At 54.2% G+C, this 26,369-nt stretch carries 24 protein-coding genes; 3 read left to right on the forward strand and 21 right to left on the reverse strand.

Annotated features, from left to right (window positions below):
- Window positions 1–719: 719 nt before the first annotated feature.
- The 11 genes from DQM29_RS18470 to DQM29_RS13715 all read right to left on the reverse strand — a co-directional run bounded on the left by DQM29_RS18470 (window position 720) and on the right by DQM29_RS13715 (window position 12,287).
- Entirely contained in the window at window positions 720–1,019 is a 300-nt protein-coding gene (locus DQM29_RS18470; RefSeq protein WP_232054920.1) for a hypothetical protein, read from the reverse strand.
- A 2-nt stretch (window positions 1,020–1,021) separates the two neighbouring features.
- Window positions 1,022–1,243 carry a hypothetical protein gene (locus DQM29_RS18475; protein WP_232054921.1) on the reverse strand — a complete coding sequence of 74 codons (222 nt, stop codon included), beginning with the start codon at window positions 1,241–1,243 and terminating at the stop codon, window positions 1,022–1,024.
- Window positions 1,244–1,246: 3 nt separating this feature from the next.
- The gene (locus tag DQM29_RS13675; protein WP_111741204.1) at window positions 1,247–2,188 is read right to left on the reverse strand and encodes an ABC transporter substrate-binding protein; all 942 of its coding nucleotides are present in this window, start codon (window positions 2,186–2,188) and stop codon (window positions 1,247–1,249) included.
- Window positions 2,185–2,877 carry an ABC transporter ATP-binding protein gene (locus DQM29_RS13680; RefSeq protein ID WP_232054922.1) on the reverse strand — a complete coding sequence of 231 codons (693 nt, stop codon included), beginning with the start codon at window positions 2,875–2,877 and terminating at the stop codon, window positions 2,185–2,187. The genes DQM29_RS13675 and DQM29_RS13680 overlap by 4 nt, the downstream gene beginning before the upstream one ends.
- Window positions 2,874–3,629: an ABC transporter permease gene (locus DQM29_RS13685; RefSeq protein WP_111741205.1), complete on the reverse strand. Its 756-nt coding sequence runs from the start codon at window positions 3,627–3,629 to the stop codon at window positions 2,874–2,876. Before DQM29_RS13685 ends, DQM29_RS13680 begins: the two co-directional genes overlap by 4 nt.
- Window positions 3,629–4,186, reverse strand: a complete 558-nt coding sequence (locus tag DQM29_RS13690; protein ID WP_111741206.1) for a hypothetical protein — start codon at window positions 4,184–4,186, stop codon at window positions 3,629–3,631. The genes DQM29_RS13685 and DQM29_RS13690 overlap by 1 nt, the downstream gene beginning before the upstream one ends.
- 146 nt (window positions 4,187–4,332) lie before the next feature.
- A complete protein-coding gene (locus DQM29_RS13695) occupies window positions 4,333–4,875 on the reverse strand; it encodes a 4Fe-4S binding protein (protein WP_111741207.1) in 543 nt (180 codons plus the stop codon).
- Between the two features lie 130 nt (window positions 4,876–5,005).
- Window positions 5,006–5,782: a dimethyl sulfoxide reductase anchor subunit family protein gene (locus DQM29_RS13700; RefSeq protein WP_111741208.1), complete on the reverse strand. Its 777-nt coding sequence runs from the start codon at window positions 5,780–5,782 to the stop codon at window positions 5,006–5,008.
- A gap of 1 nt (window position 5,783) precedes the next feature.
- Entirely contained in the window at window positions 5,784–6,401 is a 618-nt protein-coding gene (locus DQM29_RS13705) for a DMSO/selenate family reductase complex B subunit (RefSeq protein WP_111741209.1), read from the reverse strand.
- Between the two features lie 10 nt (window positions 6,402–6,411).
- Window positions 6,412–8,832, reverse strand: a complete 2,421-nt coding sequence (locus tag DQM29_RS13710; protein ID WP_111741210.1) for a DMSO/selenate family reductase complex A subunit — start codon at window positions 8,830–8,832, stop codon at window positions 6,412–6,414.
- Window positions 8,833–9,230: 398 nt separating this feature from the next.
- Window positions 9,231–12,287, reverse strand: a complete 3,057-nt coding sequence (locus DQM29_RS13715; protein WP_111741211.1) for an autotransporter outer membrane beta-barrel domain-containing protein — start codon at window positions 12,285–12,287, stop codon at window positions 9,231–9,233.
- A gap of 420 nt (window positions 12,288–12,707) precedes the next feature.
- On the opposite strand from DQM29_RS13715, the gene DQM29_RS13720 reads away from it, so the two are divergent.
- Both DQM29_RS13720 and DQM29_RS13725 read left to right on the forward strand, forming a co-directional pair.
- Complete coding sequence (locus tag DQM29_RS13720) at window positions 12,708–12,977, forward strand: hypothetical protein (RefSeq protein WP_111741212.1); 270 nt, start codon at window positions 12,708–12,710, stop codon at window positions 12,975–12,977.
- A 221-nt stretch (window positions 12,978–13,198) separates the two neighbouring features.
- Window positions 13,199–13,624 (forward strand): DUF1622 domain-containing protein, encoded by a 426-nt coding sequence (locus DQM29_RS13725; RefSeq protein WP_111741213.1) that lies wholly within the window; start codon window positions 13,199–13,201, stop codon window positions 13,622–13,624.
- A 97-nt stretch (window positions 13,625–13,721) separates the two neighbouring features.
- Here DQM29_RS13725 and DQM29_RS13730 read toward each other — a convergent pair whose 3' ends face one another.
- The 5 genes from DQM29_RS13730 to DQM29_RS13750 all read right to left on the reverse strand — a co-directional run bounded on the left by DQM29_RS13730 (window position 13,722) and on the right by DQM29_RS13750 (window position 20,206).
- Window positions 13,722–15,149, reverse strand: coding sequence for a DUF3999 domain-containing protein (locus DQM29_RS13730; RefSeq protein WP_111741214.1), 1,428 nt, complete (start codon window positions 15,147–15,149; stop codon window positions 13,722–13,724).
- Entirely contained in the window at window positions 15,136–17,973 is a 2,838-nt protein-coding gene (locus DQM29_RS13735) for a DUF2339 domain-containing protein (RefSeq protein WP_111741215.1), read from the reverse strand. The genes DQM29_RS13730 and DQM29_RS13735 overlap by 14 nt, the downstream gene beginning before the upstream one ends.
- A gap of 171 nt (window positions 17,974–18,144) precedes the next feature.
- A complete protein-coding gene (locus DQM29_RS13740) occupies window positions 18,145–18,951 on the reverse strand; it encodes a siderophore-interacting protein (protein WP_111741216.1) in 807 nt (268 codons plus the stop codon).
- 88 nt (window positions 18,952–19,039) lie between these two features.
- Complete coding sequence (locus tag DQM29_RS13745; protein WP_111741217.1) at window positions 19,040–19,936, reverse strand: DMT family transporter; 897 nt, start codon at window positions 19,934–19,936, stop codon at window positions 19,040–19,042.
- Window positions 19,937–19,957: 21 nt separating this feature from the next.
- Complete coding sequence (locus DQM29_RS13750; RefSeq protein WP_111741218.1) at window positions 19,958–20,206, reverse strand: hypothetical protein; 249 nt, start codon at window positions 20,204–20,206, stop codon at window positions 19,958–19,960.
- A 286-nt stretch (window positions 20,207–20,492) separates the two neighbouring features.
- On the opposite strand from DQM29_RS13750, the gene DQM29_RS13755 reads away from it, so the two are divergent.
- Window positions 20,493–21,275, forward strand: a complete 783-nt coding sequence (locus tag DQM29_RS13755; RefSeq protein ID WP_111741219.1) for a triose-phosphate isomerase — start codon at window positions 20,493–20,495, stop codon at window positions 21,273–21,275.
- 103 nt (window positions 21,276–21,378) lie between these two features.
- Here DQM29_RS13755 and DQM29_RS13760 read toward each other — a convergent pair whose 3' ends face one another.
- From DQM29_RS13760 to DQM29_RS13780, 5 genes are all read right to left on the reverse strand, one after another.
- Complete coding sequence (locus tag DQM29_RS13760) at window positions 21,379–22,221, reverse strand: sugar phosphate isomerase/epimerase family protein (RefSeq protein WP_111741220.1); 843 nt, start codon at window positions 22,219–22,221, stop codon at window positions 21,379–21,381.
- Window positions 22,218–23,156, reverse strand: a complete 939-nt coding sequence (locus DQM29_RS13765; RefSeq protein ID WP_111741221.1) for an amidohydrolase family protein — start codon at window positions 23,154–23,156, stop codon at window positions 22,218–22,220. Before DQM29_RS13765 ends, DQM29_RS13760 begins: the two co-directional genes overlap by 4 nt.
- Before the next feature lie 19 nt (window positions 23,157–23,175).
- Window positions 23,176–24,513: an MFS transporter gene (locus DQM29_RS13770; RefSeq protein WP_111741222.1), complete on the reverse strand. Its 1,338-nt coding sequence runs from the start codon at window positions 24,511–24,513 to the stop codon at window positions 23,176–23,178.
- A 205-nt stretch (window positions 24,514–24,718) separates the two neighbouring features.
- Complete coding sequence (gene dhaL, locus DQM29_RS13775) at window positions 24,719–25,342, reverse strand: dihydroxyacetone kinase subunit DhaL (protein ID WP_232054923.1); 624 nt, start codon at window positions 25,340–25,342, stop codon at window positions 24,719–24,721.
- Between the two features lies 1 nt (window position 25,343).
- Entirely contained in the window at window positions 25,344–26,342 is a 999-nt protein-coding gene (locus DQM29_RS13780) for a dihydroxyacetone kinase subunit DhaK (RefSeq protein WP_111741223.1), read from the reverse strand.
- Window positions 26,343–26,369: the final 27 nt, after the last annotated feature.

A 26,369-nucleotide genomic window follows, 5' to 3' on the forward strand; every position in this document is an offset into this window, starting at 1 on the left:
CATTGAGTACCCTAAAAAGCCTAACTACACCACTACAACGCTTACGACTTAGGCACCAGCTTGCGAAAACATCCTTCCAAAGCAGCACGTTTTGTAAAAATGCGATAAAAAAAGCAGAAATCTACTTTCAGCCCGGTTCAGTGAATACAGGCTTACCGCCCATTAATAAAAATGATAATAATTATCAACAAAGGAAGGTGGGCTTTTTTATCAGCAGAAAATTGGTTTGTTTTTATCTCAATTGTGTCGTTTTCACGATCCCCTGCGCTTAAAAACAGACAAATCGATCGTACAGCCATAAGGCCTTTACTTTGCTGTGCGTCAGTGCGAATACCTTTGCGCAGTATTCACCTCGGCGAAAAAAAGCATAACACCATGAAAATAAAGAATTTATTAATTAATTTATTTAAAAAAATGGTCTATTAGAAATAATAGAAACGCATTAAAAGTAATAAAATCGCAGAAATAGCAGGATCGCGAAAAAAAATAACACATTGAAAAACAATAAAAAAAATAATAAAACCCTATAAAAAATAGTACCAAAACCCTATCTTTACCGGGTTTACCACCATTATCTGCCGCATATTAATGCATGCAAATGCCGAGCTGGTTCTTGCTGCTGTGACATCCCCCTGCAGACAGCATCGACTGACCGAGAAGGAGCCACATAAAGCAAAACCGGCGCAGTTAGCGCCGGTTTTTAAACGCTAAAGTAAGCCTTACGCGTAATGAAACAGCGCACTATCCGGCAGCGTCATGATTTGCTGCACCTTTTCAGCCTTATAGCGCAAATAGTCGCCATAGCCCTCGGTACTCTCGTCAACCGCCTGCCAGGTCGACACCTGCTGGCGAAACTCATCGTCAAGCACCGAGGCGTCCGGCCAAACGGTCAGCGTTTGGCTTCGATAGCGGATTTCAAACAAAAAGCTGCCCACCAGCGAAGCGGGCGCATTGGCCTGCGGGTGACTGAGCGTCGGATTTTGCAGGCAACGCCCGTCTCTCACCGCGTGAGAAATCATCTCTACACAGTCAAGAATGCCGGGCCGGGGAAGCCTACCTGCCAGTAAAGCTCGCGGCGATGCACCGATGCATTCGGCGACAGCTTTTCAAAGGCAAATCGGCACAGGCGGATCATCAATGCTGAAGCAATGACGTTCTCTTTAGAGGCGTACTTGAGCAGGTCTTCTCGCGTCAGCACAATATCACCGTCTCGGTCGTGAACGGTTACGCTACACTCTTTCATTGCTTAGCGCTCCATGGCCTGAGGAATAACAATCGCGTTGACGCCCGGCGCGTTACGCATCATGCCGTTGTCCAACATAAAGCGAACGTCGTCCTGCATGCTGTCAATGTCTCTCTGATTCATACGCTGGGTAAAGTGCGAACCGTTAAACAGCGTTTGCGCCTCTTCTACGCTGATGCCCTGAACCTTCGCCCCAAGCGCGATAGCCTCTGATTTATGTTCTTCGATCCACTGGCCCGCTTCGTCGTGAGCCGCTATCGCTGCCTTAATCCACTCTGGGTGATTTTTCACTACCGCTTCGCTAGAGGCCATCACCAGCTTAGGCACCACCAGCCCGTCAGCCGTAGTGAGCACTTTAGCGCCTTCCTGCTCGGCTTTAATCACAGCGGTAGCCGCCAGCAGCGCGGCGTCAACCTGCCCGCTTTGCAGAGCAGCAAAGGCCTGCGGGATATCCATTTGTACAAACTGTACGTCTTTCATCGTCAGGCCGCTTTTCACCAGCGCGGCAACCAGCGTCTGATGCAGCACAGTGCCCTTTGGCCCAGCGACCTTTTTCCCTTTCAGATCGGAAATAGATGCAGCGCCGTCCTTTTTTGCCACAATGGCAAAAGTGCCCGTTGGGCGAGAAACCCCTGCGATAATCTTGACCGCGTTGCCTTCGCCGTTCGCCATCAGCACAGAAGACGTGTTCATCACCCCAGCCACGTCCAGATCGCCACTGGCCAGCGCCTGAGCCTGCTTGGCGCCGGAAGTGATTTCATGCCACCTGACCGCCATGCCAAGTTTTTCCGCCTGTTTTTCCAAGAGCCCCTGCTCTTTCATCACAATCATTTGCAGGTTAAACGGCGCTTTGACGTAGCTGATATCAATGGTTTTATCATCCGCGTGAGCCTGACCAATGCCCAGCAGTAGCGCGAGCGCGCCAGTTAATAGCGTCTTTTTCATTGAGGGTTCCTAGTTTCAAGAGGTTGTAAAGAGTTAAGAACGAGCTGTTTTAGATCGAGCGGGTAGCCGCCCTCTCTGCGGACAAATTCAGCGGCAATTCGCCCCTGATTCATCACTAGAATGCGGTCACCGATAGTTATTGCTTCATGAATATCGTGGGTCACAAACAGACAGCTGGCGCGCTGGCCGCTAATCAGACCGCGCAGCATCTGCTGCTGCTCAGTACGGGTGATAGCATCCAGAGCGGCAAAGGGTTCATCCATCAGCAGCGCGCTTGGGTTCTGTAGCAAAGCCCGGGCAATGCCGACCCGCTGGGCCATTCCGCCGGACAGGGAAGCAGGCATCATCTCCCGCGTACCGCCTAGTTGAACTTTTACCAGTGCGCTATCTATAGCCTGCCGTTTATTTGTGCGCCAAAAGGGTAGCGCCAGCGCCAGATTTTCCGCTACCGTCAACCACGGCAGCAGCCGAGGCTCCTGAAAGACCATGGCACAGTCGGCTGGCTGTACGTTAACCGAACCGCCGTCGGCGGGGATCAGTCCACCCAAAATGCGCAGCAGCGTTGACTTACCGCAGCCGGAAGGCCCCAGCAGACAGGTGATTTCGCCCTCAGGCAGAGAGAGGGAAACGTTATCCAGCACCGTTCGCCCACCGTAGCGCTTGTCGATCCCCGTTAATCCCTTCATCATCGAATGACCTCCGGAAAGCGCCGCGATAGCCCTTTAGCCATCGCCTGATAGAACAGAGCGTCCAGCAGCCAGCCGATAAGGCCAATGGTCAGGATCCCCACCATCACCGCGTCGGTGCGCATCATTTCCTGAGAGTCGACGATCAGATAGCCCAACCCGCTGGCGGCGGCGATAAGCTCTGCGCCAATCAGCGCCCGCCAACTGTAGCCAAAGGCTAGGCGAACGCCGGTCACGGTAGAGGGCACTGCGCTGGGAATAACGATAAAAAACAGATAGCGCAGCGGTGACAGGTTCAGCGCCACCGCCAGCTCGCTGTGCTCCGGCGAAACCCGGCGCAAGCCGTCACGTGCGTTAAGAAAAATCGGAAAAATGGACGCCAGAACGATGATCGACAGCTGAGTGGCTTCGCCAATGCCCAGCCACAGGATCAGCAGCGGTGTCATTGCCAGCGGAGGGATCATGCGAAACAGCGCCAGCGGTGCGGAAAGCAGCTGCTCTAGCCAGGAAAAACGCGCTACCAGCCCTGCCAGCAGCATCCCCAGTGAACAGCTGATAAAGAAGCCTTCAAACACTCGGGCAAGAGAGGTCGCAATATGCTGAGGCAGCTCTCCCGAGCGCCACATGTCGACCGCCGAGTGCAGCACTGTCAGCGGCGGCGGCAGCAGGTAGGCAGAGATCACGCCAGAGCTGGCTAAAAGCTGCCAGTACACCACCACCAGCACCGGCGTCAGAAGCGGTCTGAAGTAGCGCATCACAGTTGCCGAACGGCGCTCTCAGCGTCAATAGTCAGAAGTGTATTGGCTAGGCTGTATTTGGCCTCTGTCCACTGTCGCTGAATTTCTTCAGTGGCACTCGCCTGCTTGCTGGCTCGCCCCATGGCTAAAAATGATTCCGGCGGCTGGCCGACAGCCGGCGCCAGCTCGACGCTTTTCCCCCGATAGCCGAATTTAAAATAGAAGCTACCGGCGATTCCCTTTTGCGCATCGGGGTGAAGGTAGTCAACGTCCAGCGTAAAGCGCCCTTCGCTCACCATGCGGCTTACCAGCTCAAAGCCGTCCCTTGCACCCATGCCGGGAAAGGCGGTAAACAGAGTCAGTTCGCGCCTCTCCAGCAGCTCCCCTTCGTCGGTCAGCAACACAATGGCGCGCTGTAGTAAGCGAAAACCCAATACCACACCACCGACCGCATCGTAGCCGTGGTAGTTAAAGGCATCCTGAAGAGTAAAAGCAATAGGCTGGCCGCAGTCTGCGACGGTTAGCGAAGGGGAAACCCACTCAGTACTGGGAATAAGACGAGGGTTAGCAATCACGGGGGCTCCTTTGAACCTGCTGTTAACGATGCCTTTATAACCCGTGATTGTAGGCATAAACACAAATGATATCAATTCTCATTTGTGTTTCATAAATGTAATCAAAGCGTTTTAAATGTGTTGATTATCGGGAGGATTAAAGCAGATCAGATAATGGTCATTTCCAGCGCGTTCACCGGGCAGGCAAAGGCACACTCGCCGCAGCCGTCACACTTGTCGGCCTCAACGATCGGAGCTAGGGCTTTTTGCCAGACGATAGCGTCTTTCTGGCAGCGCTTTTTGCAGGTATTGCAGAACATGTAGCGGTTTTGGCAGGTGTTCTCAACTTTGGGCAAAGCGTTAATAGAAAATCGCCCAGCGCTCAGCGCCAGCTGCCCGCAGGCTTTTGCACACTCACCGCAGCGAGAACAGTAGTTAGAGATAAAATCCAGCGCCGGATAGCCGTTATTCATCACAATGATGGACTCAGGACAGGCAGTAACACAGTCACCGCAGCTGTTGCACTGCTGACGAAACAGTCCTTCGTCCAGCGCACCCGGCGGACGGATCGCATCAGCCTTAGTGATTCGCCGCTCAGTTTCCTTTTCAACCGCGTCCTGCGCGCCCTTAAACAGCCCGCGAAGCAGGCCGCGTCGGCTCACCGTACGGTGTTCCATATAGGCGCGATAAAAACGTTCGTCCTTAGACAACGGTAAACTCCAAAAGGATAAATGAGACTCTGCTCTAGTATACGCCAGCTTGCGGCATCACTAAAGGCGCATCGTCGAGGGGAGAAGCGGCCGAGGAACCCCAGCCGCTAAGTCTTTCTTACAGTGTCGCTTACAGCGCAACCGCCCACAGGTTATAAAACGCGATGCGGGACAGCAGCTCACCTACGATCACACCGCAAGCGCACAGCGCCAGTGTCGCTTTCGCGCTCTCGCTTTTGACAATCGCCACAGCCGCAGCGGCAACGCCCAGCGCTAGGCAGAGCGCCTGAACCGCCCACAGCGTTGATTGCATACCGGCAAGGGACGGATCGGTCTCGGTGACAAAGCGCAGGTAGTCAGGCTTCACCAGCAGGCTCAGAAGAGCGCCAACCAGCAGCGCAATGCCGCCCAGCTTACGCACTCCGGCCAACAGCGCACAGGCACCGCCGCCCACCAGCACGGTTGCCCACATCTGCCATGCGGTATGCGAGGTATTCCAGCTGGCAACGGTCGCCAGCTGATAAACCTGCGTCATTGCCCAGACAAACACCAGACCAACGGCGATAGTCAGCACGTTAAACAGCGTCGCCAGCGCGGCACTCTTTTTCACATAGAAGAAGAACAGCGTGCAGAACGCCAGACCGATAAAGGCACCGCCGAGAACAATCTCGTTGCTCATCGGAGAACGACCAACCCCTTCCAGCATGTTAAACATGCGGAACAGCTGCCCCAAGTGGAACATACTGCACAGCAGGCCAATGGCCATCAGGATAAACGCCAGCAGGTTTGCGCGCTTTAGCTGATCCCAGTCAGACAGCTTTAAGCGGTGGCTAATAAAGGCCAGCAGGAACAGGCCCACCGCACTTTGCCCCAGTACGGTAAAAAAGACTAACGGTAGCTCATGCATGTTACACCTCCGCCGGGTTCTGAATGCGGCCAGACTTATCGCCGCAGGGCTTTGCATCGCGATGCGCGATAATCACCAGGTTCGGCCCGGTCAGGCTCGAATCCGGCAGCGGCGCAATGGCGTTCTCATTACCATACTTCTCACGCAGCACGCTAATTTCATCAAAGTCCAACGCCCGCTGCGGACAGGACTCAACGCAAACCGGCTTTTTACCTTCCGCCACGCGCTGATAACAGCCGTCACACTTAGACATCACCTTCTTCTCGGCGTCAAACTGCGGTGCGCCATACGGGCAGCGCATTTCGCAGTAGCGACAGCCAACGCAGACGTCCTGATTAACGACGACCAAACCGTCCTCTTTGCGCTTGTGCATTGCCCCAGTCGGGCAGCCTTCAACACAGGTAGGATGCTCGCAGTGGTTACAGGCGATAGAGAGGTAGTAGTTGAACACGTTTTGCGTCCACAGGTTGCCCTGCTTTGCCCAGCTGCCGCCACCGAACTCATACACGCGGCGGAATTTGGGCCCTAACGGCAGATCTTTCTCATCTTTGCAGCTCACCTGACAGGTTTTGCAGCCGGTGCATTTGGAGCTGTCTACTAAAAAGCCATACTGTTTCATCACAATCTCCTTACGCCAGCTTTATCTCAACCAGGTTGGTGTGCTGCGGGTTGCCTTTGGCAAACGGCGACGGCCGCTGCGTCGTCAGGGTGTTGATACAGCCCCCGACGTCTAGCCCCTGCTCATTTACGTCACGCCACGCTCCCTGAGGAACGGCGAGGACGCCCGGTAAAACGCGCTGTGTAACTTTGGCCAAAATGCGAATTCGGCCGCGATCGTTGAAGATCTCTACCATATCGCCGTGCTTCAGCCCGCGAGCCTCAGCGTCGATCGGGTTGATCCAGACCTGATGCGGCACCGCTTCGCGCAGCATCGCCACCGAGTAGTAGGTGGAGTGGGCGTGGCCCTTGTCGTGGAAACCAATCATCTGGAGCGGATAGGTCTTCTGCTTTTCAAGATCGTTAACGCCTTCATAGGTTTCGCAATACTCTGGCACCGCAGGGATACGGTCACCTTCCGGCAGTTCCCAAGTGGCTGCGATCTCCGCCAGACGATCGGAATAGATTTCGATTTTTCCCGACGGCGTTTTTAGCGGATTAGCCTGCGGATCGTCGCGGAAGTCCTTCAGCGCAATGTACTTGCTGCTGTCGGCCAGCGCCCGGTCGATAACGCCTTTGTCATTGGTGTCGGCAAAGGTAGGCAGCGCTGGGTTCTTCTCGCGCATTTTGTTGTAGCAAAGCTCGATCCACTGCTCCTGCGTGCGGCCTTCAGTGAATTTGTCGCGAATGCCCAGCTTTTCTGCCACTTCGGCCAGCACGTCGTAAGACGGGCGGCACTCCCACAGCGGCTCGATAGTGTTCTGCATGCGAACAAAGTAGTGATAGGCGCCGCTGGCGTAGGAGTTATCGATCAGGTCGTTAGACTCGACGTAGGTGACGTCCGGCAGCAACAGATCGGCGTATTTCGCCGTCGCCGTCATGTGGTTTTCCCATACCAGCACAAACTCACACAGGGATTCGTCCTGAAGAATGGTGTGTGTTTTGTTCAGGTCTGAGTGCTGGTTCATCAGCACGTTGCCCGCATAGTTCCACAGGAACTTGATGCCGACTTCCAGACGATCCTTATTCTTAAGGTGAGCATTTTTCGCCGTCATCTCGGTTGGGCGAGCAATGGCGTCAGTCCACATAAAGCAGGGGATAGTGGTTTTTATCGGGTTAGGAATGCTAAAGCCCGGCACGTTGTACTTCACGTTACCGCCCCAGCCGCCGGTGTTAGTACCCGGACGCCCGATTTGCCCGGTCATGACCGGAACCATCATCACCGCACGGGCAGCCTGCTCGCCGTTCGCCGTGCGCTGTAGCCCCCAGCCCTGAGAAATCCAGGCTGCTCTGGCAGTGGCAATTTGGCGCGCCAGCTGCTTAATACGCACAGGGGAGATACCGGTAATAGCGCTAGCCCACTCTGCGGTTTTAGCGATACCGTCCGGGCCGTTGCCCAGCAGGTAGTCTTTATAAGAGGCGTTTCTCGGCGCAGACTCTGGCAGCGTGGTTTCATCCCAGCCGACACAGTAGGTTTTCAAAAACGCTTCGTCGGTCAACCCTTCCTGAATCAGGGTATGGCCGATACCCGCCACCAGCGCACCGTCGGTACCCGGATAGATGGGGATCCACTCCGCGCCCAGAGTCGTTACGCTGTCGTTCATGCGCGGGTCGATAATAATGACGCGAGCGTTACTCTGCTTTAACGCGTTCAGCGTTTCATAGAACTGACCGCCGCCAGACATGCGGGTTTCCCCGATGTTGTGACCAAACATCACCACCAGATCGGAATTTTTAATCTCTGCCAGCAGGCTTTCGAGAGTGCCGCCGTAGACATAAGGGAAGATGTGGTTAATCTGCGCCGTAGAATAGGTACCGTGCTGCTCAAGGTAGCCGCCGTACAGGTTCAGCAGGCGCTTACAGGCGTTACGACCCTGTAGGTTAGCGCCGGTAGAGCCCGAACCATACTGGTAGTAAATCGCTTCGTTACCGTATTTTTCGACAGTGTACTTCAGCTTTTCCGCCAGCAGCGTGGTGGCTTCGTCCCAGCTGATGCGCTTGAACTTGCCTTCTCCGCGCTTGCCGGTGCGCAGCATCGGGTACTTGATGCGGTCAGGATTGTAGGTTTTCCAGCGGATCGAGCGCCCACGCAGGCAGGGGCGAATATGGTGTTCACCGAATTTGGCGTCGTCAAAAATCGTTTCAGACGCAACTTTGGTAATCACACCGTCCTTAACGTGAACCTTCAGCGGACAGCGGCTGCCGCAGTTCACTAAACAGGCGCTGTATTTGATTTTTTCTTCCGACGCGGCGTCAGAGGCTGGCTGTGCATTGACTGTAAACGGCAGCGAGATCGATCCCGCTACTGCGGCAGCGCCACCTGCCGCCGCCGAGGCCTTGATAAAGCCCCGCCGCGTCACCTCACCGTGGTGAACAGATCTGTTTTTGCTCATCGACATTACCCTCGTGGTAATAACATTAAGATATATAAAGGTTTTTAGTATTATTATTACTTTATATCATACCGTCGTTGCGCAAACGTCCATACTGATCTATGTCAACCAAAAGTGGAGGAATATATCGAACTTTTCCAACGGACTGCTGTTGTCTAACAAAAAGCCAAATAACATATTGTTATTATTTGGCTTTAAATGGCAAGAAAGTTGAATACTTAACGATTCTGAAACAAATATTGTTCCAATAAGTTGAATTTTCACCTCAGGATTTCATTTTTTCCTGTAGAAGCCCTTAATAAACAACTCTCATTACTTTTTGGCATAAAAAAGCTCCAGACGCCGTCAAAACGACGCTGGAGCCATTTATCATTATCTATCAATACGCTAGATCAGTATTAGAAACTCACTTTGATACCAAAGCTGCCGCCGTAGCCGTCAGCGCTGGACGACGTGTCCTTCTGGTATTTCAAGTCACCGTAAACAGAAACGCTGTCAGACAGGTTAGCGCTGACGCCCGCTCCGGCTCTCCACCATGTGTCAGTGAAATCGCTCTTCACGGTGGTATCCGCTACGCGAACGTCCGGCGAGTCGCCCAACTGGTGAATCACGTCCATCGTGATATAGGGCTTTACGCTGTCCATCTGCTTCTCAATGCGCAAACCGCCGCGAGCGCGACCGCTGCTTTCAGAAACCCCATCAACGCGACTTACGCCGTCGTTAAAGTCGCTCAAATGTAGATATTGATACATCAGCTGTGCCTGAGGCTGCACGCTCCAGCCCGAACCGAGCGCAAACCCGTGGCCGGCTTCGATAGAGGTGACGGCACCGTAGCCGTTCTGCTTGGCGTTATGGTCACTGCTGTAGTCATTGCGGTAGTAAGTGCCCTGCCCGACCACATCAATATAGGCACCGTTTGCCATCGACACGGAGTAGTAGGCGCCCAGACCGTAACCGTCACTGTCCACTTTTCCGGTTTTAGCTGAAAGCAAAGGAGACAGGCGACGAACGCTGTCGCGAGCGTCGGTATTCTGGCGCCCCAGCGTCATCATCAGGCCGCCAACGGCACGAGTGCCGGAGTCACTGATGCTGTCATAAATGTCTGAACCCAGTTGAACAAACCAGGTGTCAGTTTTGTAGTTAAAGCGTCCGGACTCATTGTCTATACGCTGGCCGCTGATTCGCCCCCAGGCGCTGTCTTTACGGGTGACAGTGCTGTCGCCTTTACGCTCTTGGAATGACCCTATGGTGTCAAACCCATACTGCTGGTTCAAATAGGGAGCCGCCACATAGCCCGCCACTTCAGGCCGATACAGAATCTGTGGCTTTGGCTTCGGTGCTGGAGGCGTTACGCCCGGCTCAGGGTTCGGATTTGGATTTGGATCCGGATCGGGTTCTGGCGCAGGAGGCGTTGGCGTCAGGTAAGAACGAAGATACCAGTCGTTAGCATCGGATTCTCCTCCCTGATAAAGCATATACTGATAGGCACCGGCGCTGACCGTATTACCAAGAGTGAATCCTCCGGTCGCGCTGCCGTCAATTTGCACTACCTGAATGCCATCTCCTACGGTCAAGGCGCCTAAACCACCAGCGTTGTGGATGACCAAGCTGTGATTGCCGTCAGCGTCACCGGTAATGTGTACTCGGTCGCTTTCCGTCGCGCTGCCGCCTTCATTAAGCACGGTATTTAGCTCAAAGGTCGCGTTTTGCCCCGCCAGAGAACCCAGCGAAAGTGTTTTAAAGATTCCTGCTGCCGGCGCGCTAAGCGCGATAGTCGCACCGTTTGCCGTCAGGCTGCCGACGTAAGAGTCCTGTTTCACATTCCAAAGGCTGTCGCTCATCGTCAGCTTGTCTACGCGCTCGGCAGCACCGTTCCACTGCGTGCCGTTTGTCAGCGCCATGTCAATACTGCTGCCGGCATCAAGCTTAACGTTACCGTTCAGGGTAGAAGAGTCTGCCCGCAAGTGGGCTTCAGATCCGTTGCCCATAACGTAAATCAGTTCATCACTGCCAGAGCTGACCTCACTGTTAGTCAGTGAAATCAGACCTCCGGTTGCGTTTGCTACTGTGAACGCAGCAAACTGCTCGCTCACTAACGAGCTATCTTTAAAGCTGAACTCACCGCTGACGCCGCTATCCACCATCATCATAAACGCTGAGCTTTCTTGACCCTTAACGTGAATATTTACCCGCTCGGCCTTGACGATATTGTCAGAACCGTAGGAAATAATGCCGTGCGCACCGTTTCCTTCAGTCTCAATAGCAACATCCTGCAGTTCAAGATGCGCAATGTTAGGCGTGTTGTAGCTAGTCAGGAAGAAACCGTAACCGTTATCATTTTTTGTTGAGAGCGTACTTTGCTTCATAACCATACGCGGCCCTTCAACGGATTGGTGATCCGCTGTGGGTAGCGCCTGTATAGTCACACCAAGGGCGTTTTGCCCATCAATATCAATGCGGCTGCCGCTAATCTCAACCCGAGAGCCGTCGCTGACCTGTATGCCGTAGCTGTTTTTACCGGTCATGGTGATATGGGTATTGTTAGCCTCAATCAGGCTACCGGGTGCAAACGTGGTATCAGAAGCTTTAGAAACGGCAAGCAGACCAACTCCGTTATCGCCGGAATTCGTTATTGTGGCACCGTCAAGGATGAGTGTACTGCCGCCCGCTACTGCGGCACCCACGGAGTATTTACCCTGCAGAGAAATGTCAACGCCGCTGGCCTGAACCCAAGACTGTGCGCCTTCCGCCCTGATCCCCGTCTGGTTGCTTAAACTGCCCTCGATAGTGCCGCCGGTAGCCGTCAGCTTGCCGCCGTCTGCTGCCCATAGTCCCTCTCCGGCAGCCCCGCCGATGATCAGGTGGCTGTCTTTGATGCTGCCTATCGTGCCCAGATCTTTGACAAATACGCCAACGTTGCCGCTGTTGCTGTTGTTGGTTATCGTCACGCCGTCCAGCGTCACGCTAGCGCCGCTAGAAGCGCGAACGCCGTAGGACTTCTGTCCACCGACCTGAATAGTCGTGCCAATAAGTGAAACCGACGCGCCGGACGTTGCGGTCACGCCGTCAGAGCTCTCGTTAGAAACGGTAATATGTCCGCCGGTCATCTCGGTTTGGCCTGCGCTCAGCCACATACCGCTGGCGTTTTTACCGGTTGTTAAAATGTCTGAATTCGTCAGCGTTAAGCCATTTCCTTCCATCACAACGCCGTGCGCATTATCGCTCTGCGTTTGGATTTGGCTTTCCGTAACTTCTATCAGTTCTCCGGCATTCACAGTCAACCCGTTAGGGTAATCGACTGCATACGCAGAGGAAATGGCACTAAGTCCAATAATGGCGCTGGCAAGCGCGCGACCGCGGCGAGAGGGAGAAGATTTCTTTTTGCTGCGGCCGAATTCAGAAACGACTTTCCAGCCAGTGAGGTGGTCCCATACGAGACGATAGATATGATTCAAAATAGCATTCCATTACAAAAGATTAGCAATATCTTGAATTATGGAATGGCTAATGCCCCCCCTGTCCATAGGGTCAAAAAAGTCATCCATAACTCTGTAAAAGGCAGATATATTTAAGTGAGGAGATGATAAACAACTTTTTCGATAAAAAGAATACTTGTGAAACTATCTTTTGACGATAAAATAAATTACCAATAAATTCAATTAATTAAAATAAATGCAACTCTTTAATTATGAATAAATAATTCATTAAAGAATGAAATTAATATAATTACATAATCAAATAAATCAATTTTTAATAAACCAGTACAGAAAAAGAAAGATTGAAAAAACAGCTCCATCGGGCGCTTGCCTGTTGTCAGTCGGGATTTCTTAGCCTAAAAATAAAGGTATCCATCCAAAAGTTTTGTCGGAGGAGCCATGTTTACGTTTGAGCAGCTCATTGACGGTGTAAAGCGCAAAAAGGAGGACATCTTTCTACAATATGGTCGCCTATCCAGCGACAGAATGCTTATCGTCATGAGAAAGGATGATATGCACGAGCTGTTTAAGCTGCACTATCAAAACCGCCACACTCCACATCTGACGCTGACTCCCGGCTACATGCTGAAAATTATGGATATTAAAGTCATCACCGCGCCGGAAGCGCTGCTAAAAGAACGGCTTTTTATGTTAACCGTGGTGGTATGAGATGGCAGTGTGAAAAGCACACTTTAAAAAGAAAGTATTGAAAATATGGAACTGCATTGTAAGAACAGTGTCTCTTATTCTGAAACGCTTACGCTAAGGCAACCCGTTATTAATAACAGCTATACGCCGCCGCGTATTCGTGCGATGCTAGATCGTGCTCAAGGAGAGCGTGTTGAAGTCTTTTTTTTACCAGACATTTCATCAAACAAAGGGAACCTGATATGGTCACTATTCTACAGCTACTTGCTGATATCATTAGTATTATCAGCATTTTTATTATCGCCTACGGCGCGATTGTCTCCATTATTACCTTCGTTCGTAACGAGCTTAAGCCTCGCTATGGCGCATTAAACGATCTCAGACCCGTTCGAGCGACTCTGAGCTCCTATCTTCTGCTCGGTATTGAAGTGCTAATCGCCTCGCTGATTCTCAAGACGATTTTAGAACCCAACTACAGCGCGCTGATTGTCCTAGGTGCTATCGTTGCAGTTCGCCTGCTGATGTCACTGTTCCTCAATCGAGAAATTGTCGATCTGGCTGCATTGCAGCAAAAAGAAGCGCTTCAGCCGACGTCTGCTGAAAAAGCAGCAGTTGAAGCAGAAGAGAAGATTATCGTTAGCAGCGAAGAAACTAAACACGCCCACTAGGCTGTTTTTTGGCTAAAACCAAAAGCGCAATGGCGATATTAAAAAGGCCACATCCCTAGGACGTGGCCTTTTATCATCAACGCCAAGCGTCAAACCGCTAGTCGCTGCGTTTACCCATCGCCTCTCGGGCAAGCTTTAGCGTAATCAGCCCTAGCCCGGCAACACCGGCAATCAGTAGTCCCCACAGGAGCCAGGTTTGCCAGCGCGCAGAGGCTTCCGCAGCCGATTCTGCCGTCAGGCGGGACTCGCCGCCCAGCGTCATTGTCGGACCTGCCTCAGCCGTATCCAGCCCTTCAACACCCGATGGCGGCATGGCCGCCGCAGGGATCATGCTGCCAAGCTCTATTGACGCATTATAGGCAATATTTGATCCCCAGGTTAAAAGATAGGGAGGATTTCCCTGCGCGTTAAAAATAACGTCAACACGCTCGCGTTCACCTTTTACCACTGGAGGCTCTTCGCCCCAGCTGCCGTTCACCGCCTTCACGCGAACGCTCTGCACCAGTGATTTATTCAGAGCAAAGGGATCGGAAATTCGGTAACCGTCAGCGCTTTCAAGACGATAAATCACCGCGTTCGTCAAAGATCGCCACTCCCCGCCGGCCTTAGTGCGATACTCAACGTTGACGGGTAAAACGGTGTTGCTCTGCGCCGGCACAACGGACAGCGTCGAAAGCGGCTGAGGGCGCTTAAGCTGATACACGGCCTCACTTGCAGTGATCGATTCAACAGCAAACGGCACTTCCAGCGTGGCAACGCTCGAGTGTTCGACAATTGATATGGCCTTCGCTCCACTAATTGCAGGCGCTTTACCCTGACCGTCAGCGTTGACCACCAGCAGCCAGTAGAGGTCATTGCGGCTACTGTAGTCGTTATCAATATCGACATGGTTAAGCGTCAGGCGATCGTTTCCTGACAGCAAGTCCATCAGCGGCGCATTGCTGGCTCTCGGCCGCCAGTTTTTCAAATCCCGGCTACCGTAGACGGAAACCTTGGCCTGCCAGTTGGCGGGAGCCTGCTGCCAGTCAAGCACCAGCTGATTAAAGCCGTCTCCTTCTCTGGCGTGCTGGCTATCGTCGGCCTTTAACAGGTAGGTAGTTCCCATTTCCCGCCGATCGTCGCCGGGGTAGAGACTCACCTCCACGCCGTCAGCAGACTTCATCACCACCTTGCCCTCTTCACCGCGGTCTTTAGCGCCGGTAGACGTCACGCTTAGGGGAAAGACCTTCAGCGACTGCTCGTAGCGCTCGGTCTTTGCCGAGGAAACGGGAGAAAGCGCAAACGTCACTGCCTGCCCCGTATGGTTAAACACTCTAACGTCACGCAAATCGCTCCGAGCGGTTTCAAAATAGACGCGATCCGGCAAAGGCAATCGGTAGAACGGCGCCGCAGAGTCGGTAGAAAGCTGAGCGCCCTGATAGAAATCCTGTGGCGTTAGCGCCGCCTCTTCTGCGGCTGCCGGAAAAATTGTCAGCAGCCCCACGGCGGTAAGGGCTGTCCATAGTCCGTATTTAGCTGTTTTCATTTTGTGCCACACCTTCACGTTTCTGTTCCCGATTTGCCCCCTGACGAGGCGGCAGCGGTGAAAAATACCCAACAACCAGCAGCAGCCCGGCAACGCCGAGGAACGCAACGGCACGAGCCAGCCCGCCGCCCTGTGCGCTATCTACCAGGAAGAGCTTGATGATAACCACGCCCAGCACGCTTGCACCAGTAAACCAGAGCGCCCGACTGGCGATACGCACCGCGTAGACCATGCCGAGTAGCGCCACCAGCGTCCAAACGATGGCAAAGGTTGCCTGAATCAGGCGCGAAGCCCACAGGGTTTCCGGCCACCAGGCTACCTGCGCGTAATATGACAGTGCCCTTAACAGCATGCCGTTTATCCACCATGCGCCCAGACCGACGACAGTCCACACTGCAATTTGGTTTATCTGCCCAGCGCGATCGTCCAGCGTCCCCTTCACGACCATACCCGGAAGGCGGGACACAGCGGCCTTCATCCAGACATACACTGCGACAATGCCCAACCAGGCAGCCTCTTCCAGAGGGTTAACCAGCGGCAGGTAGCGCCAGAACGGGATTTGCCCGTCCATCAGGTTTCCGTATACCAGCAGCGCCAGTACGCTTAGCGCCAGAGGGGATGCGCCGAGCCAGTAAACGTTGCCAAACGAACTCATTGGCCACAGCCCTCGGCGGGCGAGTCCCCAAAGCGCCAGCAGCGGCAGAGATAGCACAACAACGCGCAAACTAAAGCGCCACTCGTCCATGCCCCAGGCCAGTCCGTCGATTTGCCAGAATGCTTCACTGCCAATCAGTGCCAGCGCGATCCAAAACAGTGACAGGTGACCGCCCTTCACCAGCATTGAAGGAAGCAGGAGTACGGCCTCTCGCCGCAGTAGCCAGCCCATTGCCCCTATTGCGACCACCCAGCAGAGGTTCCATATTCCCGCTGCCAGTGGATGAGGCTCATAAGACAGCTGTATCAACAGCGCAATTCCTGCCATCGGCCACAGCAGCCAAGCGGCCTGCCGCAGCTCCGACCAGCCTAGCCTGCGACCACCTCGGTTCCAAACCAGTGCCGACAGAACAAAGCCCAGCAGATAAACCAGCGGTCGCCGTGAAGTAAAGCCATCTCCGTCGGCCAGAGCTGACAGTTCAATCAGCCACCAGCACCAAACGAGGATACCGCCAGTCAGTAAACCGAGGCTCATCACCTTCCACGGCAGGTTCTGAGGCCGGTAGCGGCGCCACAGCTCCGCAGAAACCAGCAGGCTTAAAGAAACCACTGCCAATCCCAGCAGCGGCATAGAGACTCCAAACGGATCGTACATATAGGCCACGCACTGGGAACCCAGACCAAAGGCCACTAGCCCACTGCCGCTGAGAGATAGACCCCGCTGCTTTTGCAGCAGTCCGAACCACAGGATCGCCACGCCCTCCAGCGACCAGGCCAGCGCCGTCCACTGTGCTGACAGCGCCAGCGGGATAGCCAGCGTAACAAAGCCACCTCCCAGTGCCAGAAAGCCAATAGCCATACGCTTGCCCATCTCAGGGAAGCGCCGCAGCGTCCACCAGGCCATTGTCAAATAGAGCAGACCAAAGCCGAGAGCTGAGAACGCCGCACCAAACGCCCAGTGTTCCGTAATGGCGTACTGCATGGCGAATCCAACCAGCGGCGGGCCAAAGACCAGCGGCGCGTCGATCGCCATATGCTGTTTCATTCGGTGCTTTACGGCAAACAGCTCCGCCAGCAGGCCGAACAGGATCAGGTTCGCCAGCAAAAACAGCTGGCAGGAGAGGTAGTGCTCAGGGCGATAGTATTCTGCGCCCCACATAGCCGCCACGCCAAAGGTAAAGGCAAAGCCGACCAGATTCAGCGCTCGCCACGACTGCCAGATGCTGACGGCCACAATGCCGCAGGAAATCAGCAGGTAGTAGGAAAACAGCGCAACGTGGTTGCCAGAGCCAGTGGAAAGCAGTATTGGCGACAGGTAGCCGCCGATGCTGGCAAGCATGGCTAAACTCAGTGCCCGCTGCATAACGGCCAGCGCGACGCTGGCGGCACAGATAACCAGCATCAGCCCGAAGGCAAAGGCGTGCGGCACCAGCGCATACAGCCGGAAAGCGGCAAAGGTCGTAATATAGAGCGCCCCGATGGCGCCACCCTGCAAAATTAGCGCATAGAGAGCCTGCTTATGGCGCAGACGCCAGCCTAGCCCCAGCAGAACAATGCTCACCAGCGCGGCGCTGGCCAGTCGGAGCTCGATGGGGAACATGTCCCGCTCAATAGTATATTTCAGCAGATAGGCGATGCCGAAAAACAGCAGCAGGATGCCCAGCTTAGCCACGGGATTCTCTTTAAACATCCAGTGAATAATGGAGCTGAAGGGATCCGGTGCATTCGCCTTATCGACTTCTTGTCGCCTAGCGGCGGGCGTCGAAGCCGTTACCGGCGTTGAAGGAGGTTCAACATTGGCTTTCTTTGCTACCAGTGCCGACTCGTCAGGCGCAGAAGCCACTGTTTCTGGCGTTTTCTGAGCAATGCCGGGCGGAGCCAGAGGCGCCACTGGCTCTGCCGTTACGATTGTCGGCGTGGCGGTAGCAGAAGCTGTCGGTGTGGTAAGGGCACTTTGCCGCTGCGGTTCACTCGGTTTTTCCGCGCTCAGCTTTTCAACATTCCCTGCCGTAAAGGACGCCAGCGTCTTGTTGAGCGCGTCTATCTGCGCCTTAAGTCGATTAACTTCATCTCGAGCCTGAGCGCTGCGGCTAAGCGCGACCAGCGCCATTATCGGCGCAGCGAGCACCGCCAGAATGATAAGTAAACCAAGAAGAACTAATCCATCCATAGGACGTCATCCTGAATATAAGAGAAGCCCAGTGTTGCAGGAAACCACGCGTTGCGCTACCTCTGCTGGCGTAAATATAGCTCTGCAAATATTTACCAATTGTAAGTTTTTATCAAATAGCGTCGCAAAATCCTAATGTGTAGCTGCCCAGCATACAGCCCAATAGCCCCTCTACTCTTCGTTCGTATGGCTAAAGCTTCCTTCGGCGACGCCCTCTCTCCAGTAGTTCACTAAATAGATACGATCGCGAGGAATATCGCCTCGATCTATCAAACGACGCCTTAGGGCTTTTGCCAATCCGCACTCCATGCCGCCCCACACCAGTGGCTCTTCATCGGGTAAAAATACCGTCGATACCGCAGCATTCACCAGCTGGCTCTTCTCCCCTGCACGTCGGATAAGCCATACCACTTCAACACCTTCAGGGGCGATTAGATCGGTGATTTCTTCTTCATCCGCGACTTCAATTATCGCTCTGCCCTTCGCGCGCTCCGGCAGAACGTTCTCCAGCGTATAGGCAATTGCCGGCAGCGCTGAGCGATCGCCGACGAACAGCGTCCACTGGCCGCTATAGGTGACACGACCGCCCGGCCCCCAGATACCGATCCTGTCACCCGCTTTCGCATTTTTCGCCCATGAAGACGCTACGCCGCCCTCGTGACGTACAAAGTCTATCGTCAGCCGCTGGTGCTGTTCATCGTAGTGACGCAGACTGTATGTGCGAAGCGTCGGGCGTTCTCCTTCCGGCCAGACGAGTCGCCCAAGTTCGGCGTCAAATGCAGGCCATAGCAGGCAGTCTACTCCCTTAGGCGGGAACATCAGCTTTAGGTGAGGGCCAAGAATAGAGCGGTCGATCTCCAGCGACGCAAGCTCCGCGCCGCCGAGAACGACTCTGTAAAAGCCGCCGTTAAGCGGATAAGCCTCAACAACGCAAAGTTCACGCTGGTTGTCGGCGCGTTTAGGAGGGCAAGATGACATAGGGAAGCCTCAGTCGCGATCGGTAAGAGCAATATGATAATTGATAATAATTATCGTTTGCAAACTGAGTGCACGTTTGGACTATTCCCTATGTTGTGGAGACCTCGCGCTTTCTGGGAGGCAGGCTGACGACAATCAGTGCCAGGATCACACAGAGAATACCGGCTGCCTCATACGAGTTTGGCCGCTCGCCCAGCAGCCACCATGACAGCAGCGCGCCGCAGATCGGCACGGCCAGCGCCCCCATTCCCGCCACAGCAGCGGGCAAATTTTTCAGAATAAACATCCACAGTACCCAGGCCACCGCGGTGCCCAGCACAGCGTTAAACAGCAGACCACCCCACATGTAAGGATGCCATTCGATAGGGCGACTGTGTGTCACAAACGCAATAACCACCAGCACCAGCGCTCCCCACACCATCTGCCAAGTGGTCAGCGACAGCAGGTCGGTTTGATAGCGAATGTACAGGCGCTTGGCGTAAATGGCGCTTGCCCCCCAGAAAAAACCTGAACACAAAGCCAGCAGAGAGCCGATAATTCCACTGTTTATCTTCCACGGCTGAAGGATCAGAACCATGCCGCAAACGGCAATCCCGGTCGCCAGATACTGCACTTTTCTCAGGCGCTCTTTCAGAAACAGAGCGGCCATCAGGATCACCCAGAAAGGCATGGTGTAGGTCAAAATAGCGACTTTACCCGCGCCGCCGTTTACCAGCGCCCACTGGGAAAAGCCGACCATGCCTGCTGTCTGCAATAGCCCAATAATAAAAGTCGGCAGCAGTGGCGGCGGCTTCATACCGCGGTTGCGCACTTTAAGCACCAGCAAAAGCAGAACCGCCCCCAGTGAACAGCGCATGGCGGCGAAATCAAAGGCGCCCACGTAGGGCAGCACAGACTTCATGACGATCCAGCCGTATCCCCAAATACCGGTCAGGCAGACGAGCGCAAGCAGCGCAGAAACGTTAAGCTTCAAAGGTAAAAACATCCATTCAACAAGAAATACACACTAGCGCGGCGCGCTTTCTTCTTCGCGTTTAGCCAGCGCGATAAGGCCTTCAATAGCGCCTCGCGCCTGCGGGCTGTTGTGCCAGCAGGTGGAGCCCATCATATCGGCGATTTGTTTGGTAACCTGTGAGGTCTCGGCCATTGCCAGCTGAGACAGTGAAGAAAAGCCAATTTGCTCCAGGCGAGATATCACCGTAGCGCCCACGCCCTTCACTGCCAGCATGAGGGATTTCTCCCGTTCGGAAAACATCGCCACTCCTATTAATTAGTTACGGCTGTGTCATAAAAGGGGACAAAACGTCAGCCTGAAAGCTTAAGTCATCCCATTAATAAATCAAGGAGAGAACGCGGCAATCGCACTTAATGTGTGTGATAAAACAGGCAGCGTTTTTTTACGCTTTTCGTGAGGTAGGTCAAAGGTTTTACTCGATAATCAATTGTTCATTGATGTATCATATGAACAATTTTACAAATAAAGACAAGCAGTACTAACGCCTCAACCCCAATGCCTCAATACTCATGCCCAGAGGACTATGATGAAAAAGACGCTTATCGGCACCAGTTGGAAAATGAACAAAACGCTGGCTGAAGCCATGGCGTTTTGCCAGACGCTGGAAACCTTTATTCCCACCCTGTCAGAACGCATTCAGCCTTTTATTATTCCCTCCTTCACCTGTGTGCGCGACGTCTCGACCTATGTGGCCAAGAATAACGTTCGCTGCCTGACCGGTGTGCAGAACATGCACTACGAAGATCAGGGTGCCTTTACTGGGGAAGTCTCTCCGCTGATGGTCAAAGACGCAGGGGCTCTCTTGGTCGAAATGGGTCACTCCGAACGGCGGGAGTTCTTCGGCGAAACAGACTTAACGGTACAGAAAAAAGCCAATGCGGCACTTAAGCACGGCCTGCGCCCGCTTATCTGTATCGGCGACAGCGCGCAGGACATGGCTTGGGGTACTTCGGCAGAAACTGTCGTTAAGCAGATGAAGGCCGCCCTGTTTGGCATTACGCCAATGCAGGCCGAGCAGGTGATTATTGCCTATGAGCCTATTTGGGCCATTGGCGAAGGCGGCACCCCCGCAACGCCCGAACAGGCACAGGCAGTTCACGAACGCCTGCGAGCCGCGCTAGTGGAACTCTACGGAGCAGATACCGCCGAGCGCATTCCACTGCTTTACGGCGGCAGCGTTAATCCGGGCAACGCGGTTTCCTTACTCGCTCGTCAGGATATCGACGGTCTGTTCATCGGTCGCTCAGCCTGGCAGGCGGAAGGCTTCTGCAATATTTTACGCCTTGCTGAAGGCTATCTGACGGCCTGATACCTCAAAAAGAAAGCGCGCCGTAGAGTCTTCCCTCGGCGCGCTTTTTTACGTCTTTACGCTAGATTAACTGCACAATCTCAAAAGCATGACTTCAACGGCGCTATCCCAGAAGCCGCTGAATGCCAGCCAGCGAACGGGTCAGCACGGTGCGGCTATCCTCCAGCGGCGCAGGCTCGGCGCTTCGAATAGGCCAGCTGTCTGCCTGACGGTGCATGCGCAGCGGGATCTCTAGGCTGCACGGAATACCGCGTTCAGCGAGCGCCGGTAAAATCGTCGCGTAGTCAATCACACCCTCGCCAATAGGCGGGAACCAGAACTCACCGTTGCGCATTTCAACGTCTTTCACGTGAAAATGCTCAGCGTAAGGCAGCATTGCCAGCGTCTGTTCAACGGGATCGAGCTCCGGCGCCAGTGAAAGCATATTGCCCGGATCGATGTTTAACGCAACGGCAGAGTGCCCCACCTCTTCCAGCAGGCGAATACCGTCCTCAGCGGTAGTGAACGCATCGTAGTTAGGATCGCCGCCGTTTTCCAGACAGATCACACAGCCGCTGTCTGCCGCTTCAGGCGCTATCGCCTTCAGGTTTTTAATCATCTGTTCGCGCTCTGCCATCTGCGTAGTGCAGGCATTCAGACAGCGAACTCCCAGCATGTGGGCAAAGCGGATGCGCATACGGAATTTTTCCACCATATCGGCACCCGCTAGGTTCATAGTACAGCCGAGCGCTACCGTCGACAGACCGTGCTCCTGCATCAGCTCCTTAACTCTGCCGGCGCTGGCCGTTGAAAACAGCGTCGGATTGAGGTTACCGACATAGCCTTCGTTGTAAGCCAGCTCCAGATAGCGGTACCCAGTCTCAGCAATAATCGAAAAGGCGTGAGCCAAATCGTGACCGTCAAACATGGCGGTGTTTACTGCCAGTTGGGTAATGGTTTTACTCATAGGGTCTCCTTACTGTGTGTTCGATAGTAGCGGCGAGCGTTGGTACAAAACAGCTGCTGCTGCTCTTCATAAGGCCTATCGGCCACGGCCTGCTTAAAGCCGGAAAAAATAGTGTCAAAGCTGCCGCACAGGCTGTCTACCGGGAAGTTGCTGGCGAACATGGCGCGATCGGCGCCAAAAATGGCAACGGCTTCGCGAATAATCCAGCGGTTGTCTTCAATATTCCACGGAATGTCCTTCAGGCCAATACCCGATACTTTTACAACCGCATTGGACACCTCAGCAAAGTCAGCCATCGCTTTATGCCAGGCGGCTAGCCCTTCCGGGGAGCGATCTGAAGGCAGGCCGGTGTGGTTAAGAATAATCAGCGTATTGGGAAAGTCCTTCGCCAGCCTCTTGGCCTCGTGCAGGTTCCACCACGGCGTTTGCAAATCAAAGCTCAGACCGTTTTTTTCCAACTCGGCGTATCCCCGCAGCCAGCGCTCATCGCTCATCAGCGTACGCTGACCGGCTTTAGCCTCCTCAGGCGTTGCCGCGCCGCCGGGCTTGTGACGCACGCTGCGAACTAGTCTGTAAGCCGCCTGAGCCTTAAGCACTTCTGGCGCATCGTCCGCGTTGAGCCAAGCCTGCGCCACCACGGCGTTAGGTACACCAAAGCGCTCTGCGACAGTGTGGATATAGTCGGTTTCGCCCATCGGGTCTCGCGGATCCCACTCGGCATCAATATAAACCGTTTCTACGACGTGGTGCTTTTCCGCATCTTTAAAGTAGTCCGGCGGCAGATACTCACGCTTGATGGACGTATAGTCACCGTAGCGGAAAGGAATCATCACGCCTTCCGCTAGCCAAGGATGTGGGTTAACCGCTGGCTGCCAGAAGTGGTGGTGAGCATCCACTATCGGGCCATCATAGTACTCATGGTGTTCTTTGTTCATACTGATTCTCCTCCCCGCATCAGGTATTTTTTATCGACTTTGCGCCGATCAGGCAGGTGCCCAGCACATAGAATCCTGCGCATCCTGCGAAGAAGGCCAATACGCCGTTATAGCCACCGGTGGTTTCAACAATAAGCCCTACGAGGATCGGCACCAGAATTCCGCCTGTGCTGCCCGCCATGTTCATGGTGCCGCCCACTACGCCTACGCGGCTCTTTGGCGCCAACAGCGCCGGGAAGCTCCAGTAGATACTTCCCCACAGCAGGAAGAAGGAGGCTACGGACAGAACGGCAACCGCCATCACCGGATCGCTCAGGTAAGGCAGAGAAACGAACGATACCAGCGTTACTAAACCAGAGAACGACAGCAGTGACTTTAACGCCACAATGTGTCGAACGCCGCGCTTCACCAGCAGGTCAAACAGGAAGCCGCCGCACAGCGAGCCTAACGCCCCAGACATAAAGATAATAAAGGTCGCGTTGCCGATAGTATGCAGATCAAAGTTTCTAGCGTGTGACAGGTAGCTAGGGCCCCAAGTCAACAGGCCGAACCAGGCCATGGCCCAAGCAGCACGACCAAGCAAAATACCTGTCAGCGAGTTCAGCGGAATACCAAGGCCTTTAGGCGCAGGCTCACTGCTCTCCAGCTTATCCGCCGCACGGGTCTTTTCATCAAAGATCTGATCCAGCTCTCCCTGATTCACCTTAGGGTGCTCAAGAGGATTGTCGCGCAGGTAGTACCAAGCCAGCGCCCCTAACAGGACGGTCACGATACCGGCAATGGCAAACACCATACGCCATGAGTCGAGTGACACGATCATATAGGCGATGATAATACCCCCCAGCGCTGCACCCAGTGGCCCGCCGCAGTCCATTAGCACCGCACCGCGTCCACGCTCCTGAGATGAGAGCCAGGAAGAAATCATCTTTCCGCCCGCCGGGAATAGCGGCGCTTCTGCCGCACCCAGCGCCATGCGGGTAAACAGCAGAGACATGCCGCCGGTAGAAAACGCCGCCAGCGTCTGGAACACGCCCCAAAATACGGTGGAGCCGGTAATGATCTTACGTGCACCAAATTTATCGATCAGCCAACCGCCCGGAATTTGCAGCAGCGCATAGGCCCAAAAGAAGCTACTGAGGATCAATCCCTGCATGGTGGGTGACAAATTGAACTCTTTTGCGATGGTCGGCATACCGATAGACAAGGAAACCCGGTCGATAAGGTTAATCACTACCAGGATGAAAATGATGCCAAAAATAGTCCAGCGCACGCGTGTAGGTTTGGTATTAGATGATCCCTGAGGTGTAGGGATCCCCTGAGCTGTCGGTTGCCCAGTAGAAGTCGATTGAACTGTCATGTTGTCCCCTATCATCGCCGGTGCGTCTTAAATCGTACCGTGCGGATATCAATTATTAGTTTCGTTGTGTTGATAAGCGCCCGCTGACCGCTGCCATCGAGCACTTCGGGTTACTATGGTTACTGGCTATGAATTACTAGGTACTACTAGGTCGTAATAGGATTAAAAACAGGCGGGCGAACCAAGTTCGCCCGCAGGCCCATGCTTAAAGGCCTTCTGCCATATAGGTCAGAATCAGTGACATAGATACCGCACCGGGGTCGACATGTCCGAGTGAGCGCTCACCCAGAGTCTTCGCCCGGCCAAACACAGCAACCTGATCCTTAGTGGACTCAGCGCCTTCTCTCGATGCCTGAGCAATTTGCGGCAGCGCCTCGCTCAGCGGCATATTGCCCAGCGCGTTGGCTTTTTCCACCGCAGCTATCAGCGCATCAACCATGGTCTTATCGCCCTTTTTCGCCGCGCCGCGCTGGAATACTGCGCTGTGCCCTTCGGTTAAAAACTTCGCCAGAACCGGCGTGGTCAGCTCAGGCTCACCGGCCACAGCCTTGCCGCCCGCGCGGAACATGGTGCCAAAAATTGCGCCGGACGCGCCGCCCATGCTGGACATCAGTCGCGTACCGATTTGCAGCAGCAGCGCGCCAACGTCATCAGGGTTACACCCGTCGCCGTCCAGCATGGTTATCACGGCGGCGAAGCCGCGCTTCATACCCAGTCCGTGGTCACCGTCGCCGATAACCTGATCAAGACGGGTAAGTTCAGGCTCTGCTGCAACCATTTTTTCTGCCGTTGCGCGCATCAGACTGCGGGTTGAAGTTAAATCCATCATGTTATTTTCTCCAGGCAAAGCTGTGGCAAGGGGCGTCATAAAGCGCTTGAAGTTCGTCATCAAGCTTAAACAGGGTGATTGAATAACCGGACATCTCCTGAGAGGTACAGTAGCTGCCGATCAGCGTGTCGTGGATGGCGATGCCCTTTTCGGTGAGCATCTCGTTCGCCTTACGGTTAGCGATCAGCAGTTCAGTCACCGTAGAACCGCCGAGGTTGTTAATCAGCAGCACTACGCGATCGCCGGAGGTAAACGGCATATCTACACAGAGGCGCTCGATAATTTCCGCCACGATGTCGTCGGCAGGCGCCATTTTCTGGCGACGAACGCCCTGCTCACCGTGGATCCCCATGCCAAGCTCTAACTCGTCATCTGCCAGTTCAAAGTTAAAGCCGTCGTTTAGCGGCAGAGAGCAGGCAGACAGCGCCACACCCATCGAGCGAGTATGCTCGTTAGCCTTCACTGCCAGACGATGAACTTCCTCTAGGTCCTTCATCTGTTCGGCAGCAGCACCAGCGATCTTCAGCACGATCATGTCGCCCGCGACGCCGCGACGGTCGCTCTTCTTGGCAATAGCAATATCATCGCTGACGCGAATAGTACGCGACGGGATCCCTTCCTCTTCCAGCAGCTCTGCCGCGATGTCGAAGTTCATGTTGTCGCCAGCGTAGTTACCGTAGACAAACAGCACGCCTTTCCCGCGCTGCGCAGCCTGCGCACCGGCCATAATGATATCCGGCGAAGGTGAGGTAAAAATCTCCCCCAGAGAAGACGCGTCGGCAAGCCCTTTGCCCACATAGCCTGCAAACATAGGTTCATGGCCGCTGCCGCCACCGATAAGCACGGCGACTTTACCGTCGGGAATATCACTACGAACCACGGCGCTAAAACCGTCGACCCGCTTCATTGTCCCGTGACAGGCGGCAATGAGCCCTTCTAGCTGTTCTTCAGGCACGTTTTGGGGATCGTTTAAGAGTTTTTTAGGTTTTCTTGTACTCATGGAAATAGTCATCCTCTACGTATGCCC

Origin of the sequence: Leminorella richardii (genome assembly GCF_900478135.1) — a bacterium.
Classification (GTDB): Bacteria; Pseudomonadota; Gammaproteobacteria; order Enterobacterales; family Enterobacteriaceae; genus Leminorella; species Leminorella richardii.